This window comes from Rhizobium sp. B21/90, assembly GCF_019355815.1.
GTDB classification, from domain to species: domain Bacteria; phylum Pseudomonadota; class Alphaproteobacteria; order Rhizobiales; family Rhizobiaceae; genus Rhizobium; species Rhizobium rhododendri.
This window is the reverse complement of sequence record NZ_CP072163.1, coordinates 708,170-723,282: the sequence shown is the minus strand read 5'-3', so window position 1 is coordinate 723,282 and position 15,113 is coordinate 708,170. Positions and strand designations below refer to the sequence as shown.

Annotated in this window: 12 protein-coding genes and 4 pseudogenes; 7 read left to right on the top strand and 9 right to left on the bottom strand. The window is 57.2% G+C overall.

What is annotated here, in order from left to right; translation table 11 throughout:
- Positions 1-24: 24 nt before the first annotated feature.
- Entirely contained in the window at positions 25-654 is a 630-nt protein-coding gene (locus J5278_RS21485; RefSeq protein WP_219259067.1) for a recombinase family protein, read from the bottom strand.
- An 840-nt stretch (positions 655-1,494) separates the two neighbouring features.
- Between J5278_RS21485 and J5278_RS21475 the strand changes: the two genes are divergently transcribed.
- The gene (locus J5278_RS21475) at positions 1,495-2,265 is read left to right on the top strand and encodes an SDR family NAD(P)-dependent oxidoreductase (RefSeq protein WP_219259065.1); all 771 of its coding nucleotides are present in this window, start codon (positions 1,495-1,497) and stop codon (positions 2,263-2,265) included.
- Between the two features lie 64 nt (positions 2,266-2,329).
- Here the strand turns inward: J5278_RS21475 and J5278_RS21470 are convergent, their stop codons facing one another.
- Entirely contained in the window at positions 2,330-2,860 is a 531-nt protein-coding gene (locus J5278_RS21470) for a hypothetical protein (RefSeq protein ID WP_219259063.1), read from the bottom strand.
- A 569-nt stretch (positions 2,861-3,429) separates the two neighbouring features.
- Between J5278_RS21470 and J5278_RS21465 the strand changes: the two genes are divergently transcribed.
- The gene (locus J5278_RS21465) at positions 3,430-4,122 is read left to right on the top strand and encodes a Crp/Fnr family transcriptional regulator (protein ID WP_209186903.1); all 693 of its coding nucleotides are present in this window, start codon (positions 3,430-3,432) and stop codon (positions 4,120-4,122) included.
- Positions 4,123-4,382: 260 nt separating this feature from the next.
- Here the strand turns inward: J5278_RS21465 and J5278_RS31175 are convergent.
- The 4 genes and pseudogenes from J5278_RS31175 to J5278_RS21445 form a co-directional block, all read right to left on the bottom strand.
- Positions 4,383-4,577 (bottom strand): annotated as a pseudogene (locus J5278_RS31175) (SDR family NAD(P)-dependent oxidoreductase); the annotation flags it as partial.
- Positions 4,532-4,735 (bottom strand): annotated as a pseudogene (locus J5278_RS21455) (hypothetical protein); the annotation flags it as partial. The pseudogenes J5278_RS31175 and J5278_RS21455, both read right to left, overlap by 46 nt.
- 213 nt (positions 4,736-4,948) lie before the next feature.
- Complete coding sequence (locus J5278_RS21450) at positions 4,949-6,232, bottom strand: type II toxin-antitoxin system HipA family toxin (protein ID WP_209207055.1); 1,284 nt, start codon at positions 6,230-6,232, stop codon at positions 4,949-4,951.
- The gene (locus J5278_RS21445) at positions 6,222-6,563 is read right to left on the bottom strand and encodes a helix-turn-helix domain-containing protein (RefSeq protein ID WP_209186906.1); all 342 of its coding nucleotides are present in this window, start codon (positions 6,561-6,563) and stop codon (positions 6,222-6,224) included. Before J5278_RS21445 ends, J5278_RS21450 begins: the two co-directional genes overlap by 11 nt.
- Before the next feature lie 145 nt (positions 6,564-6,708).
- Between J5278_RS21445 and J5278_RS21440 the strand changes: the two genes are divergently transcribed.
- The 4 genes from J5278_RS21440 (at position 6,709) to J5278_RS21425 (ending at position 10,456) form a co-directional block, all read left to right on the top strand.
- Positions 6,709-7,281, top strand: coding sequence for an SDR family oxidoreductase (locus J5278_RS21440; RefSeq protein ID WP_219259059.1), 573 nt, complete (start codon positions 6,709-6,711; stop codon positions 7,279-7,281).
- Positions 7,282-7,419: 138 nt separating this feature from the next.
- Positions 7,420-8,826 (top strand): sensor histidine kinase, encoded by a 1,407-nt coding sequence (locus J5278_RS21435; RefSeq protein ID WP_219259057.1) that lies wholly within the window; start codon positions 7,420-7,422, stop codon positions 8,824-8,826.
- Positions 8,823-9,194 carry a response regulator gene (locus J5278_RS21430; RefSeq protein WP_219259055.1) on the top strand — a complete coding sequence of 124 codons (372 nt, stop codon included), beginning with the start codon at positions 8,823-8,825 and terminating at the stop codon, positions 9,192-9,194. Before J5278_RS21435 ends, J5278_RS21430 begins: the two co-directional genes overlap by 4 nt.
- Positions 9,195-9,283: 89 nt before the next feature.
- On the top strand, positions 9,284-10,456 hold the full coding sequence (locus J5278_RS21425; protein ID WP_219259054.1) for a sensor histidine kinase: 1,173 nt from the start codon (positions 9,284-9,286) through the stop codon (positions 10,454-10,456).
- Between the two features lie 19 nt (positions 10,457-10,475).
- Here the strand turns inward: J5278_RS21425 and J5278_RS21420 are convergent.
- The 3 genes and pseudogenes from J5278_RS21420 to J5278_RS21410 all read right to left on the bottom strand — a co-directional run.
- Positions 10,476-10,890: pseudogene (locus J5278_RS21420) on the bottom strand (SDR family oxidoreductase); the annotation flags it as partial.
- On the bottom strand, positions 10,842-11,504 hold the full coding sequence (locus J5278_RS21415) for a hypothetical protein (RefSeq protein WP_257623472.1): 663 nt from the start codon (positions 11,502-11,504) through the stop codon (positions 10,842-10,844). The gene J5278_RS21415 and the pseudogene J5278_RS21420, both read right to left, overlap by 49 nt.
- Positions 11,501-12,883, bottom strand: a complete 1,383-nt coding sequence (locus J5278_RS21410; protein ID WP_219259052.1) for a Fic family protein — start codon at positions 12,881-12,883, stop codon at positions 11,501-11,503. Before J5278_RS21410 ends, J5278_RS21415 begins: the two co-directional genes overlap by 4 nt.
- A 607-nt stretch (positions 12,884-13,490) precedes the next feature.
- On the opposite strand from J5278_RS21410, the pseudogene J5278_RS21405 reads away from it, so the two are divergent.
- Positions 13,491-14,464 (top strand): annotated as a pseudogene (locus J5278_RS21405) (DUF932 domain-containing protein); the annotation flags it as partial.
- Between the last annotated feature and the right edge of the window lie 649 nt (positions 14,465-15,113).

Here is a 15,113-nt window from a genome sequence, read left to right as displayed (position 1 = left end):
GGCCTCAGCGGCAGCCGGGGACGGTCATTCGTCCACCGGCTCGGTCTTTATGCGTTTTGCCATTCGCGCGATTGTGGAGTTCGAGCATCGGACCTTATTCCGCACGCTCTCCCAGGTCCTCCCACTTCGAAGCATCGCTATGATCTCGTCGTTGCGCCGCGTGTTCTCCGGACGGCCACGATAACCACCGGCCGCCTTGGTAGCGGCGATACCTTGACGCTGAAGCCAGCGCTTATTTTCTTGCGCTTTACGCGCAACGGTGGCCAGGACGTCGATAAGGGTGCTGTTGATCGCCTGATTCACAGGTCCCCAGAGCTCAGTCGGTTCCGCCGATCCGAAAGCCCACGTTGTCGGCAGGTCCGGAGATACCACGAGAACACCACGGGCGTTGATTTCGGAGCGCAACTGATCCCAGGTTTCGACGTTCAGACGGGTAAGACGGTCCACTTGGGCGATCAGGAGGATGTCGCCGGGCTTGCAGATTGCCAATAGGTGGAAAAGGCCCGGACAGTTGTATGTCGCGCCGCCCTCGGTCTCGACGCTGGTGGTGGCAATCGTCCAGTTTCGTTCGCCAGCAAACTTTGCCAGCATCTCTTGGACGTCTGTCACCTCGTTTTTACCAATGTTTTTTTGCAGGTAGGCATGTATGGCCATAAGACAGCTGCTCACGAGATGCTATTTTTGAAATGTAGTATATTTTTGGTCTCAAGAACGGGCGTTTCCCCTTTGTGTGTGGGAATAATATTTCGGGTCAGAAAGATACGCAATGGCCAAGAGCGGTACGATATGCTTTTATTGTCATAATTAGACGTGAAAGAGAGACGTTTAATGCTTTGAGCGATAAGGTGGGATGCGCTGAAACCACATACTGTTCTTATGCCGCCGGTACAATCGCACCGTGCCTCCAAACAGGCAGCGTCGTGCTGTTCTGCGATGCATGGCGTGCGACCGCGCAGAGCGGCTTGGACTTTGGCTGCCGACACCGTTCCTGAGACAGCGCTGCAGAAATGTAGATGGGGAGGGTAGCGAGATATTGAGTGATTGATCACGAAGCGATCGACCATTCATCTAAATGGCTTCGATCCGAGGCTGACTGGCGACGATCGGTCGGAGATGGAGTTTCACGACAGGTCCGTGGTTCGTCATGGTTCGAGGCTAATGCCCGCCGCTTATGTCGTTGGTACGTCGACCGTGTCCTACATAGGTCTGCCGCTAGCGCTGCAAAATTACATCCAATTGTCGCGCGCTATCGGCGTCGATCACGAGGCCTGTTATAAACCCAGCTTTCAAGATCGCGCGCGTGGCGTTCACCTTCGCAGTGCCCGCAGAGAGCAATATGATATCGCTTTTGAAAAGGTCCGAGAGGTTGGGTGCGCCCTGGCAAACGCATTGAGCCGCAGCCTCGCGAAATGGCACTCCACAACGAATTCTATCAGCAGTACCGGGTACTCTATCCGGCGCTGAAATCGGTTCTCGAACAGGGAGGTACACGACATGGGTGATGCCGATTTCCGCCTCGACGGCAAGACGGCCGTTGTCACGGGGGCAGCGCGCGGCATCGGCCGGGCGATCGCCGAACGGCTGGCCGATGCTGGTGCCCGTGTCGTCATCGCCGACCTGGATCAGACGGAGGGCGACATTGTCGTCGATGCGATCGTCAGGTCCGGAAGTGCGGCTGCATTCGTCGCGCTCGACGTCACAAAACCCGCGATGGTCGCGGATGTCGTGGAAACAATCTATGCGCAGCATGGTTCTGTTGATGTTCTGGTCAACAATGCCGGTATTGTGCGCAATGCGCCGGCTCTCGACATGAGCCGAAACGACTGGCAGTCCGTGCTTGATATCAATCTCGGCGGTGTCTTCCATTGCGCCCAGGCGTTCGGGCGCCGCATGGTGGCTGCCGGGCGCGGCTCGATGGTCAACATCTCATCCATCTGTGGCGAGGTCACCGTCTTCCCCCAGCCGCAGGTATCCTACAACGCTGCCAAGGCCGGCGTGAATCTGTTGACCAATTCGCTGGCGGTCGAATGGGCAAGGAGTGGTGTGCGCGTCAATGCCGTCGCACCCGGTTATGTCGCCACCGAGCTGACCTTGCGCGGCCGTAGCAACACGGAGTGGTTCGACACATGGATGCACATGACGCCGATGGGTCGCCTCGGCGAGCCCCGCGAAATCGCCAATGCCGTTCTCTTTCTCGCCACTGACGCATCGAGTTACATCACCGGCACGGTGCTGACCATCGATGGCGGCTATACAGCAATGTAGTCGCGCAGACCTAAGAAAATTTAGGGCCATGGCCTGATGTTCCCAGTCACTGGATCGCTTCTGATCAATTGTTTAGAGCGGCGATAAGCACGGGGTCGACGGCTCGCATCCCATCAAGCGCTACGACCGTCACGTTCGATTTGGGAAGCCTAACTCCGCTATGAAAAGCCGGTGACGCGTCCGTGTTGATGCAACACGAGAGCCACTGCACCAAGGACTGTGTCATCATTACCCAGAAACTTCCCATCCACGAAACGGGGTCTCGTTGTTTCAACCAGGTGGTCCGGCGGCTGGAGGGTGTGGCGCAAGAACTGCGCTCCATCGGCGTCAGGAAGGCTTCGCCGATTGCGACCAGCTGGCCAACTATGACGAACAGTGGTGGGTTGAGGATGGCGGCAGCGATGCCCATACCCCAGCCGGCCTTGTCCGCTGCATCGGCGATCAAGCGCCGATATCCAAGCCGGCCATCCCTTGCGTGCTCGACAAATTCATCAATAGTGACGGGGTAGCCGTCAAATTCTTCAGCGTGCCGGACGAGTTGGTACCCGCCGACAAATGTCTGAAGACATGCGAGGCAGTGATGTCCAGACAGCAAGTCTGTTTTCTTATGCGAGCTGCGAGGTACGCGTCCCGCCAAAACGATCCGCTGCCGCAATCCGCGCGATGTTACACCACCGTCGGAAAGTGTTGCCTGATTTGAAGCGATGTTTTCAGCGATCGGCCGCCCGTCCATCCCGCCGAAATAGCTACAGCGTGCGCTGTTGTTTCAGGCTTCCCACACGATCCGCTCAGAGCGCTAGCTCATAGAGCAGATGGAGGATAACCTGCTGTTTAGATGATTGAACGGCATGTCGATTGACGCGCCGAGCTGGGCCGTCATCGTGTTTGCAAGAACCGTGAACGCTTGTTGGTGGGCGACATCGCCGCCAAATTTCTGGCTGCCTTGTCAGCCAGCCGCGGGTTAGTGCTGCTGCCGAACGAGTGACAGCTGGAACGACGCACAATGACACAACTTAAAGACTGAGGCGGGCTCAGCCCTTTTCCGGGCGTTAAGGTAGCGTCCCTTTGCTTCACTATTGGTTTTCGTCTCGGAGTAGTAAGAGCGATCTTGTCAGAATGCCGTCACGAAACATCTTTCTCCAGACCACCACGGAGAACCAAATAATGTTCAATCGTCTGATAGCCTTAATGGAAGAGCCGGACAGGAAAAGATTAGTTGCCAACTTCGAGCCGGTCGAACTCCCCAGATTGTTCGAGATGGCGGAACCGAACAAAGCGGCAAAATACAGCTTCTTTCTGGAGTCGGGCATTGGATCGGTGGTGGCTGTCTCGCCAGCTGGACATGAGGTCGAAGTTGCGATCTTCGGTCGGGAAGGCATGTCGCCACCAAATAGTCTATTCGAGGACGACCAGGCCCCGTTCAAGGTCTTTATGCAGGTGGAGGGCAAGGGCAATCGAATATTGAACGACCATCTCTTTGAGGCGCTCGCCGCGAGTAGGGCACTTCGAAAGATTTTGAGTCGATACGCGCAGGCCCTTTTCGTCCAGACCAGTTTCACCGCACTGTCAAACACGACGCATTCCGTCGAAAAGCGGCTCGCTCGATGGCTTTTGATGGTGCATGACAGGACGGCTGGAAACGAGCTGCCTGTGACACACGAATTCCTAGGCGCAATGCTGAACGTAAGGCGGCAGAGCGTGACGACGTCTCTCCATCAGCTTGAGGGTGATCACCTGGTCTACAGTTCGCGAGGCCTCGTAACGATCCGGGACCGCAAACGACTTGAGGCGTTCGCAGGTGAGGCATACGGCCTTGCTGAGACCGAATTCTGTCGCTTGATAGGATCGATGGGCTAGCAACCCTACTCCACTATCAGCACTTTTCCACATTCCCGGCGCCTCTGTCCGCGGGCGGACGAACGGTTGCATCGGGCCTTCGTTGCGCTACGATCAGATGGTGACCGATGCAGGAGTGGAAAATGCGTCCAGATCCGTCCCGCGACCAAATAGAATTTGGCTTTCTAGATGTCGAAACACTGCAGAAGTGTCTTGAAGGATTTCTTTCCAGCGGTTGTTCTCGCGAGGCAGCAGGTAAAGAGGCTTCCAGCGTCAAGCTGAAAGTGGGCGATCCCAGGAATGGTGATCATTCCGCCCATCGACGTCACGTTGACGACAAAGCCACTAAGCCGTCAGCGAAAATGAGGCAGGAATGCCTGGGTGACTGAAACGGCATCGAAGAGATTGACTTGGAACTGACGCGGCATCTCTACACAAGGCGATTCCTTAAGTGCTCCCTCACGGTCATATCCTGCAGCGACAGTCTGCGGGTTACGACGCCCCAAGGCTCAGGTCGATTGAGCGCATAGCCCTGCAAGACATCGACACCAAGATCGCGCAAGACATCAGCATGTTTAGGTGTTTCCGCTCCCTCCGCGACAACTTCAATCATAAGTGCGCGGGCGGATGGTATCGATCATTGCCAGGGAGAAACGTTCCTCTGCCGAGACGTCTGCGAACCGTGTCACCAAAAGGTGAGCAGGGCTTGGCTGAGGGCAAAATTCCACAAACTACAGTGGCCTTCCGGTTTCGCGTGGCGGTTTTTTGATTTGCAGACATGAGGCACTTGTCTTGGATACTCACACCACAACGGGTATATCCGAAAACGAAGTCTGGGCCGCATTTCTCATTCGCCAAGCCTTGGGGCGCGGCCGTAGCCGTCGAAGGCATAGCCGTTGAGGATCTGGCGCCCCTCAAAAAAACGTCGCTCAATTGCCGTCATGCCAGCCTCCTCGCAGATTAGTTGCCAGTTGGCGATGATTGCGGCGGTCTGATCATCGATAATCGTGCGAGCTTGCGCCTTTGATAGCAAAAACGACGGCGCGACAGCCAAGACGTTCATCAACTTCGCAGCGCGACTTCCTCCAGAGACAATCATTGCTTGATTGGCTTCTGGTGTTCCCCGGCGTTGCGGGGCGATATCATATGCGGGCGTCAAGTTGAGTGTCTTCCCATCCCAGAAGGCTGCATGATTTCTTGCATGGTCATCGGTGTTTCCAACGAGAATGTTGAAGCAAAGTCTCGAGAAAAGTTCGGTCAGGTTTTCCAATGGTTCGGAAAACCGAGCTCGAATGATCTCCGCGAGCATCTGATACGAGATATGATGGGCAGCGAGTTCATTCTCCTGTGTCCATGTCAGGGCGGAGACCATTGCACGCCTCTGCCATGATGTTTCGACGGAAATGCGGTCGAACCGTTCGACGAGAAGGACATCGCGATCCAAGACTCTATCTATTTCTACCGGCGCCACGGACATACCAGCACATGCTGCCAGGCGCATGGTTGCAAATTCCGCCTTGACCATCGCGAATGTGTCATTCGTGGCCGAGAATTTAGCGATCAGCTTCCTTGGTTTCCCCGCCTGGTGGTCACTGATGAGCGCCTTTGGGCGCGCACCGCCGATCGAGCTGCCATGAAGGATGACACGGTGCAAGCCTTCGGGGACCGGTTCCCCGGCTTCCACCTTATCGGCGAAACTCAGCAACTCCGTCAGCGTCGCATGGTCACCCTCGCGAGCAATGTGCTCCGTCGCGCTCTCCTGAAAATCCAGCGCACCGATTCTGTCTGAACCGGAATGGCGCATGAATGTCATCTCGCCAAAGGCGTCCTCGTCGATCGCGTCCTGCTTCAGTCCCAACAATTCATTGACTATAACGCGCCGGCCCCATCGGTCAGGCAATGCGTCGCGCAGGGATGGTGCGAGAAAATGATCGGCCGGAGGTTCGATGACGCCCGCGCCGAGCGGCAGGTCGAGATCAAAAATGGCGATTGCCTTTTTTCTCTCCAGGTAGCTGCGACCATAGTTGAAGAAATAGCGATCCCTCTCACGGACTACGCGCCCCACGACGACTGGCTCGATTTCTCCCGGCAACCATATCCAGACGTAAAGTTCGCTGGGATCAGAAATCATCTTTCAGCTCCGGCTTTTGATATCGGACACGTGCTGGCAGAAGCTCGAGTTTTGTCTTAGTTTCAGAAAGCCGGGCTTTCGTCTCAAAGGGGCCTCCGAACAAGGCCAACCCAACCATCGTCGCTGCTTCGAAGATGTAGCCGACTGCAACGGTTGGCTTGCCGGCTTCTATCGCGCGGATCGTCAGCCGCGAACATCCGGTTCGTTTGGCGAGATCGGCCTCTGTCCAGCCGCGAAGCTTTCGAGCTGCCTGAATCTCGGACGCAAGCAATTGCAACGCTGATCGACTGGTTAGCGAAAGTGACAAAAAGGAATTCGCATTCTCTGCCATGGCATACACAAGTGACGTTAATATCTACTTTAGGATATATCACATCGGAGAAATAATGGCAAATATTCCGGCAGTTTTGTCTATTTTAGAAGATATTGTAAACGACAATGTCTATTAAAATAGACAAACATTGAGATGGCGGTCAATGGCGCCACCATTGACTGGTATGCGGTCGCGCGGGTGGGGCCGGGTTGTCAATATCTCGAGTCTCACGGTGCTCGGCGCCGTTGAGCGGACGAGTTACGCCACAGCCAAGACAGCACTTGTCAGCTTCACCCGGAGTTGGGCGCTGGAACTCGCTATGGACGGCATCACCGTCAATGCAATTTCGCCTGGACCCACGGAGACCGAACTGTTCCGTACAAATAACCCTATCGGAAGCAACGGTGAAGAGCGATACCTATCAGCGATTCCTATGGGCCGCTTCGGCAGGCCGGAGGAAGTAGCCGGCGTGATCGGTTTCCTGCTCTCCGACGATGCGGCGTTCATCACCGGACAGACCTTGCATGTCGACGGCGGGGCTTCGATCGGGAGGTCAGCAATTTGGAACGTGCCGCCGGCGCTAAGACTGAAGCCAGGCCGATCACGGCGGATATCGCCAGGGAGAAAATTCCCTATGACGACCGCCGAGGGATGGTCCCCTCGAAAGCAAAAGACGAAGAAGGTTGAGCCGTCTGTCGGATCGCTTATATTCACGTACGAGACCATCGCTGTTTGACAGGCCCAGGTACTTCAACACAGAGCCTTACGACTTTCTCTTCGAGATCGCCGCTCTATTTCTGGGAGCGGCTTATTGAAAGGACTTCAACGCCTGATAGTCTGTCATGACGGAAAAGAATCTTGGGTGCCGCTCTAAATGTCCATGTCCAACACGAATTTCGCGGCCATCCTCAAGGGAATGCCTCAGCCATATCTGGTTCTCGACACCGACCTCATGATCGTCGGAGCCAGCGACGCATACCTGGCGCTGACAGACCGCAGCCTGGCCGATATCGTCGGTCAGAATATCCTGGTGGCATTCCCCGAAAACCCCGATGCCGAGGGAACTGTCGAACAGGGCCCCCTCGAAGTTTCTCTGCGCCACGTCATTGAGACCGGCAAGCCACATGAGATGGCGGTCATCCAGTACGACATCCCCCAGCCGGGCGGGGGCTTCATGCAGAAGTTCTGGACCCCTGTCCACACTCCCGTGACGGATGACGACGGCGAAGTCGAATACATCATCCAGAATCCCATGGACGTCACCGAGAGCGTCCTGAAGGCAAAAGAGGCAGACGCCCGCCTTCGCGTCGCCCTACACGCCGCGGACCTTGCCAGCTGGGAATACGAACCGGAAACCGATATCTGGAGGCGCAGCCATTCCGTCGACGTGATCTTCGGTTTCGAGCCCGGAGAGGGCGGCCCCCTCGCGGCGCCTTTCTTTGCAAGGATGCACCCCGACGACCTTCTGTCCACGAAGAAGGTCGTCGCCGACGTGATGGACTGTCCGGACAGAACGGCGATGAAGTTCGATTACCGTATCCTCCTGCCGTCCGGGGAAGTGCGGCACGTCACGTCGAGAGGCGAGGTGTTGAGGACCTCCACCGGGAAGGTCCGCATGATCGGCGTCTTGATGGACGTCACCGCAGATCGAATAAGGGAGGCCGAATTAAGCGCCGCACTCGCCGCACAGGCGGAACTGATCGAGCAGAAGGAACTTCTTCTCGCCGAGGTCAACCACCGCGTGAAGAACAGCCTTCAGCTGGTTATCAGCACATTGCGATTGCAGGCGCGAAAACTACGGGACCCTGCCACGAACGAAGCCTTCGCCCGGGCGATTTCGCGAGTCCGAGCCATCATATCCGTACACGAACGGCTCTATCGAAACCATAATTCGCTCAGCGTGGACATGGCTGACCACTTGTCAAAGCTCTGCCTTGATCTCGTGGGCGACGGGCCCAAGGCGATCATCGTCGATGCCGACGCGTTGGAGCTGCCCACCGAACGCGCTATACCGATATCGGTCATCGTCAACGAGCTTCTGGCCGGGGCGTTGAGAGGGGCCGACGAGCAAAATCCGATTACCGTTTCACTGAAGACCACTGCCGAAGGTCAGATAGAACTAACGGTGTCGGGGTCGGACGTGGCCTCGCCAATGGGGTCCGACGAACTGGGGGGTAGACTGATAGCCACCATGGCTTCCCAGCTCGGCGGTGTTGTCGCAGAGGCCAATGCTCCTGATGGCTATCGCTTCATGCTGGCCTTCGAGGGAAACGACAGATGACGGCTTTGCGGGTTATGATTGTCGAGGATGAGATGCTGTTGGCGCTCGACCTCGAAGACATGCTGCTGGATGCTGGCTATACGGTCGTAGGCCAGGCCTCCGACATGCCCCAGGCGCTAGCTATCGCCGAAAGCGTGGACGGAGGGATCGACGTCGCCATCATGGACATCAACCTGGCGCGTGGGTCGAACGGCGTCGATACGGCCGCCGCACTGAGGCAGAGGTGGAACATCCCGTCTCTGTTCGTCAGCGGGAACCTCGACGAACGAACCCGGCAGATGGCGATGCAGTGGCAGCCGATCGGCTTTGTCGGCAAGCCGTATTCGGAGCGCGAGGTGCTGGCGGTCATCAGGACGGCGGCCGGCTGAATCCTACCCCGATATTCGTCGCTTTACATCGTGCGTTGGTATATCAATCCCATGGAGACCTGAGTTTGTCAGGCCAAGGAAATCCCTCGTTGAAAAATCTCGCAGTCGACTTCCCCGAAGAACGTCGGCTCGCCGCGTTGTATTCCTATGACGTTCTGGACACGGAACCGGAGAAGGATTTCGATGACATTGCAAAGATCGCGTCGCGTTTGTGCGGCACACCGATTGCCGTCGTCAACCTGATCGGGGATCGGCGGCAGTTTTTCAAGGCCGAGGTCGGGTTGGGGGTGAGGTCCACCCCGTTCGACAGCTCGTTCTGTGCCAAAGCGATCCTCGAGAACGACTTTCTGATGGTTCCGGATGCGACCAAGGACAAGCGTTTCGACTGCAATCCTCTGGTGACAGGCGAGCCGCATCTTCGCTTCTACGCTGGCGCGATCCTCAAGACGGAAGACGATCTCCCTATCGGTACAGTATGCGTTCTCGGGTACGAGCCGATGGTCCTCGACGAGTTGCAGCAGGACACACTCCGTCTGCTCGCGCGGCAGGTCATGGCACAGCTTGAACTGCGTAAGGCCCTGCGGGAGAAATCGGAAGAGGCGGAGGTTCAACGCAGTTTGAGCGAACAAATGCTCGCACAAACGAGAGCCATGGCACAGGCGGAGGAAGAGCGAAAGTTTCTCACCGCCGAACTCAGTCATCGCATGAAGAATACGTTGTCGATGGTGCTGGCGATCGCTGCCCAGGCATTGAAAGACGTGACTGAGCGCGATGCGGTCGATGCGTTTACGGGTCGGCTTCAGGCGCTCAGCAGGGCACATGACGTGCTGCTTCGGGAGAATTGGTCGTCGGCCGAGATCGGTGACGTGATGCTCAGCGTGCTCACCCTTCACGCCGACGGGACGCGTCGGGACCTGGACGGCCCAAAGGTTACCCTTGGTCCCAAGGCTGGATTATCGCTCTCCCTTCTCCTCCACGAACTGGCCACCAACGCCATCAAGTACGGAGCTCTTTCGAACGGGTCGGGCCGGGTTTCTGTGAAGTGGTCGGTCGATGATCTTGACGGTGTCCCGACCCTATCGATGGTTTGGACCGAAAGCGGCGGGCCGGAGATATCTGAGCCGATCAGGCGCGGGTTCGGCTCGAGGCTGATCCGCATGGGGATCGCGGGGACGGGACACGCCGAGAAGTCCTATCTCCCTTCGGGGTTCACGGCGACGTTCAGAGCGCCGATGGCAGCAGTACAAGATATCGGCTCGTAGTTCGGATAGGCCTCGACAATCAAAGGCCTGGCCACATGCCGCCATCAAGTCGCAGGTTCGCTCCCGTAATATAGCAGGCGCGTGGACTAACGAGGAAGGCGATGGCATCGGCGATCTCCTCAAGTGTTCCAACCCTTCCCATGGGGACTTGGGCAAACATCGGCAGCACTATTTTCTCGATTTCGGTCCATGGTGCGTCCAGCGCAAGGCCTTGCGCGGCGGCTACCTTGCGGAAGCCTTCGTCTAGCCTGCCGCTTTTAATTGTTCCGGGCGATACCGTGTTGGCTGTGATGCCATCCATCGCAACCTCCTTCGCCAAAGAGGCTGTCATCGCAATCCATCGCGGCCTTTGCGGCACCATAGTCGGGTCTTTTCGCAGGAGTCATCAATGCCGCCATGCTGGATATGTTGATAATTCTTCCCCATTGGGCAGCAGTCGAGCGGTCATCCTTACTGCCGATCGGAAATCGCCGTGTAACTTGATTTCCGCAGGCCAGCGCTCGCCGTTGATTACGTCTCGCGCGAGATCGGGAGCGTCGAGCGCGACGGTGGTCAGATGCCCCGTCCCGTCATAGACCTTGGCACATGCATCGGCGACAAGCGGATCAAAGTTTGTGGTCCATACGATTTTGGTGCGGCTTGCTCTCATGAAGGTCGCCAGAGCCATGTGGCCGTAAGACGGTTTTGCACCGGCGAGTTTGGCCGCGATGTACGTCCTGCGGTCGTTTTCGCTTGGATAGGCCGCTTCGAACAACGCCGCATATTCATCGGGAGCCCCTGTTGGTGGAAACCGATCGAGGCCGTCCATAAAGCTCTGCAATGAGCGACGGACCGCCGGATTTGCCAGGTCGGCTACGGTTTTTGGCGAGACGCGACGTTGACTTACATAAATTTGCTGTTTGAATTCCCAAATCATGTCCCAAGCCGTGGGAATACCGGCCGCGGCAGACGCTCCAGCCCCAAGTAGCCACATTATGCCACCTGGCCGCATTGAAAATCGGCGTGCGAAGTCGTCGGCGGCGATAATCGGGTAAGAGCTGTCGGTCATTCCGCCTCCCAGACTTTGCGCCAGTCTGCGAACTCCGAGGGTCGGATCTGATAGCGCGCAAAATTGCCTTCATGCAGTCCCGTTACTTCGGCTTCGGTAATCTCGATGAAGCGCCGACGATCGGCGGGATCGACTTTCTCTGCCGCCCAAGCTGCGATGCGTTGGGCGATCTCCTTACGTCGGGTGCACCCTCGGATGAGGGTCGCGACGAGCTCGCGCAATTCGGCGCGATAGCGAAGCCTGAATGGATCGGGCTCGCCCAGCGATTGGCGAACAGCGGCATAGCGCGCAGCCGAGCGTTCATAGGCCCACAAGAAGAGGTCCTTGAGCAGATCCATCTGATTTAGCTCGTAAACACCGAGTGCCGCCTCTGTGTAGGCTTGCCGTGGTACGTCGTCAAAGGAGAGCGGCGAGAGGTTATGCTTGATAAACGGGATGTTCGCGGCAAGGCGGGAAACGCGCTTGTTCACATCGTCAAAGGGCTGAAGATAGGGCAATTGCACCATAACGAAAAATGCTTGCTCGAACGGGTCGGTGATGGCGTCGGCAGTGGCCAGGATCTGATCGAAATATTCCTCAATGAGCGGCGGCACTTCCAGAGGGTGGAACGCTGACCGCTCAATTCCGACCGCTATGTAGCGTAACCTTCCCACAGCTGATGGATCGACAAGCAGGTTATTGGCTAGCAGACCATGTAGATTGAGAATCGTGTAGCGGTTGAAGCCGATGTCATCGGCTGCGCTGACCAGGAACTCGATTGCGTCCTTGTGGTTGAGGATCATCTGCGCTTCGAGATGGGCTCGGCCCTCGGCTTCTTCACCGAGTTCAATGAGGCGCTTGGTGTCGAGCAGCGAATAGGTATTGCCCTCAAGCCGGCTCGAGTTCCAGGCAAGGTCGATCAGAAGCCTGCTCAAGATATGCTTGGCATAGGTTCCTGCTGGCTGCTCTGCGACCTGTAGCCGCCCGACCGACGTCAGATGGAGGCGCTCGGATTGGGTCAAATAAAAGGTAACGTTCGGGCGGTAGCTGTTGAGAAACTCGCGATTGTAACCGACCGGCTTACGGGCTTCGGACGGCTGTCGAACATAATCGCGCACTGATTTGGCTGCATCGGAAAGTGTAATGTCGAAAACCCTGTCCTCGCCAGGTGATGGAGGGGACGAAGCGTGGTCGGGCAGGCGATATTTTGCCCAGCGGCCTTCGCCCTCCATAATCAAGCGATCATCCGATACCAGCCGTTTCAGCCGGTATTGCAGGGTGCGTTGGGGGATAGGCGTTTGCAGAGCGCGAAGAATCTCTGATGCTGGAATAGCACCTGTGTGCTGGCTTACGATCTCTTCGATCGCAGCAAATGCGTCCTCAGGAATTTGGTTCGCCACGATTCGTTGCTTTTCTTGCGCCTAACGGAGTAGGCGCAAGAATGCCCAGATACGCGCAAATATCAAGTCTATGCGCAATCATAGTTGCGCTTATCCGGCGGAATCTTCGTTAGCATAACGTCATAAACCTGAAGCGCGTTGCGACCCTGTCCGTCACCGCCGTCGGTGAGAACATGATCGACTGCGCGTGTTGAGATGAAACGCATCCGCCAGCGTGGCCATAGGGCCGGACTGGCGACTCGCGCGAAAGCCTTCGTCCTTGCCGGCAAATGTTCCTGGCTCGGAAAATGTGGAAGCGTCGTTTCTCGTTTCGTCGCTAAAAACTCGGGCAGGCGGGGCAATAACGGCAAGGGGAGAACGCAGGCCTGGAGAAATGCTCTTGCGGTCGGTTGCGACTTTACGTGCTGACCCCATGCAGCTTTGGTTCTCAATGTCGCCGGAGGACCGAAGTTTATCCAAGGACGTTGTGCCGGCTTCATGTCTTTGGCTTCTCCATTTGTCCGTTTCGGTCGTGCGCTATCCCTCCAGAGTAAGAGGCGGCGTCTCATTTCGTGGACGTGGGAGGGCCGAGAGAGAGGCTTCCGGCACCCGTCCTGGAGTAGATCCTATGAACATTCAGGTACTGGACACCCCCCGTGATCAGAGTGGTGGCTTCAAGGTTGATCAGAGCCGCGGCCGACAGGTCGGTCGCGTCTCATCCGAATGGTATTCCCGCCCTCATGACGAGCGCTTCCTGTCGCTTGGCGAACTGGCTCGGATGGTGCGTGATCGTGCCGAACGCAGCCGGACCCGCGTTGTGCAAAGCGCGCTCATCCATGTCGAGGCGAGCCGCACCAATCCCGAGCGCCTGGAGTTGATCCTTCCCGGTGCAGACGCGCCCATCGCGCCGACGCACTGGAGTCTTGGACAGCTCGCTGCCCAGGTCGGTGCGCCGGCCGCCTATTTGCGCCAACTCCCCGCCGCGCTCGCCGGGATCAATCTGCAATACCGTCTGACCTCGCATCGGGCCGAGCAGATCAAGACGCTCGAAACCGATGGTGGTCGCGTCGAGCTGCGGGCGTCAACCGGTGTCGATTACGGTCGCATCTACGATCACGAACTCGTCGAAGCGGTTCAGCGCATCGCCGGCAATGGCACCGGTTACACGCGCTGGAAGGTGCCGGGTGTGCTCGACTGGTCGACCGGGATCTATATTCCGCGCGTCAATATCACCAAGGACACCACCACGCCTATGCCAGCGACCGCGACGTGTTCCTGTTCCTCGTCGACGATCTGAACCCCATCGAGGCTGGCGAGCTGCCCGGTGGGTCGCCCGACCTGTTCTTCCGAGGATTCTATGCCTGGAACAGCGAGGTTGGTGCCAAAACGCTCGGCATGGCGAGCTTCTACCTTCGAGCGGTCTGCCAGAACCGCAATCTATGGGGCGTGGAGGATTTCGAAGAGATCACCATCCGTCACAGCAAATATGCCGCCTCCCGTTTCGCCCATGAGGCCGCCCCGGCGCTGCAGAATTTCGCCAATTCCTCGCCAGTGCCTTTCGTCAACGGGATCAAGGCGGCGCGCAAACGGATCGTGGCGCGCCCACTGGCGCAGGCGGGCTTGGCGCAATCGTCGCCCTTCCTCTCGATGATTTTTTCAGACCGGACTTTGTCCTAGCGGCCCATAACGTTGAGATTGGCAGCACACGCTTGCGTTCGTAATTAACGTAGGGATCCCCGCCCGGATAATTGTCGCGTAACGCGGCAAAGAGCGCGCGGGAATCCGAGAAGAGCGCCCGAGACAGCGCGCGTGATGTGGCCCACATCGCGGCTACAACGTCGACGGACAATAAGGCGTAGGTATCGGTCATCAACTACCTGACGGAAGGTAGAGGCGGCAATCACCAAGGAAACACCTTTGAATTCTTTCCAATCGCAGCCCTCTTGCTGCCATGCTCCAGACCACAACCCCCAGTCCCCAAGATTTAATTTCGTGCGAATTCCGATGCAATGTCTTCTCGTGCAATCGTCTAGGGCAAGCTTGGCGACTCGCGACCGCGAAATGAAGCTGGAATGTCGACAAACGGGAACCGTGGGCGATATTGTCGCTGTGGATTGCGTTTGCCAAGTTGTCGCTGAGGAAAAAGTACTTTAGAAAAGTAGCGGCAGCCCCGGCGGGGATAAGCGCAAACTGAGTTTGCGCGGGGCAGTAGACATTAGAGCTCGTGAGAAAACGCGCGTGTACGTGTCAC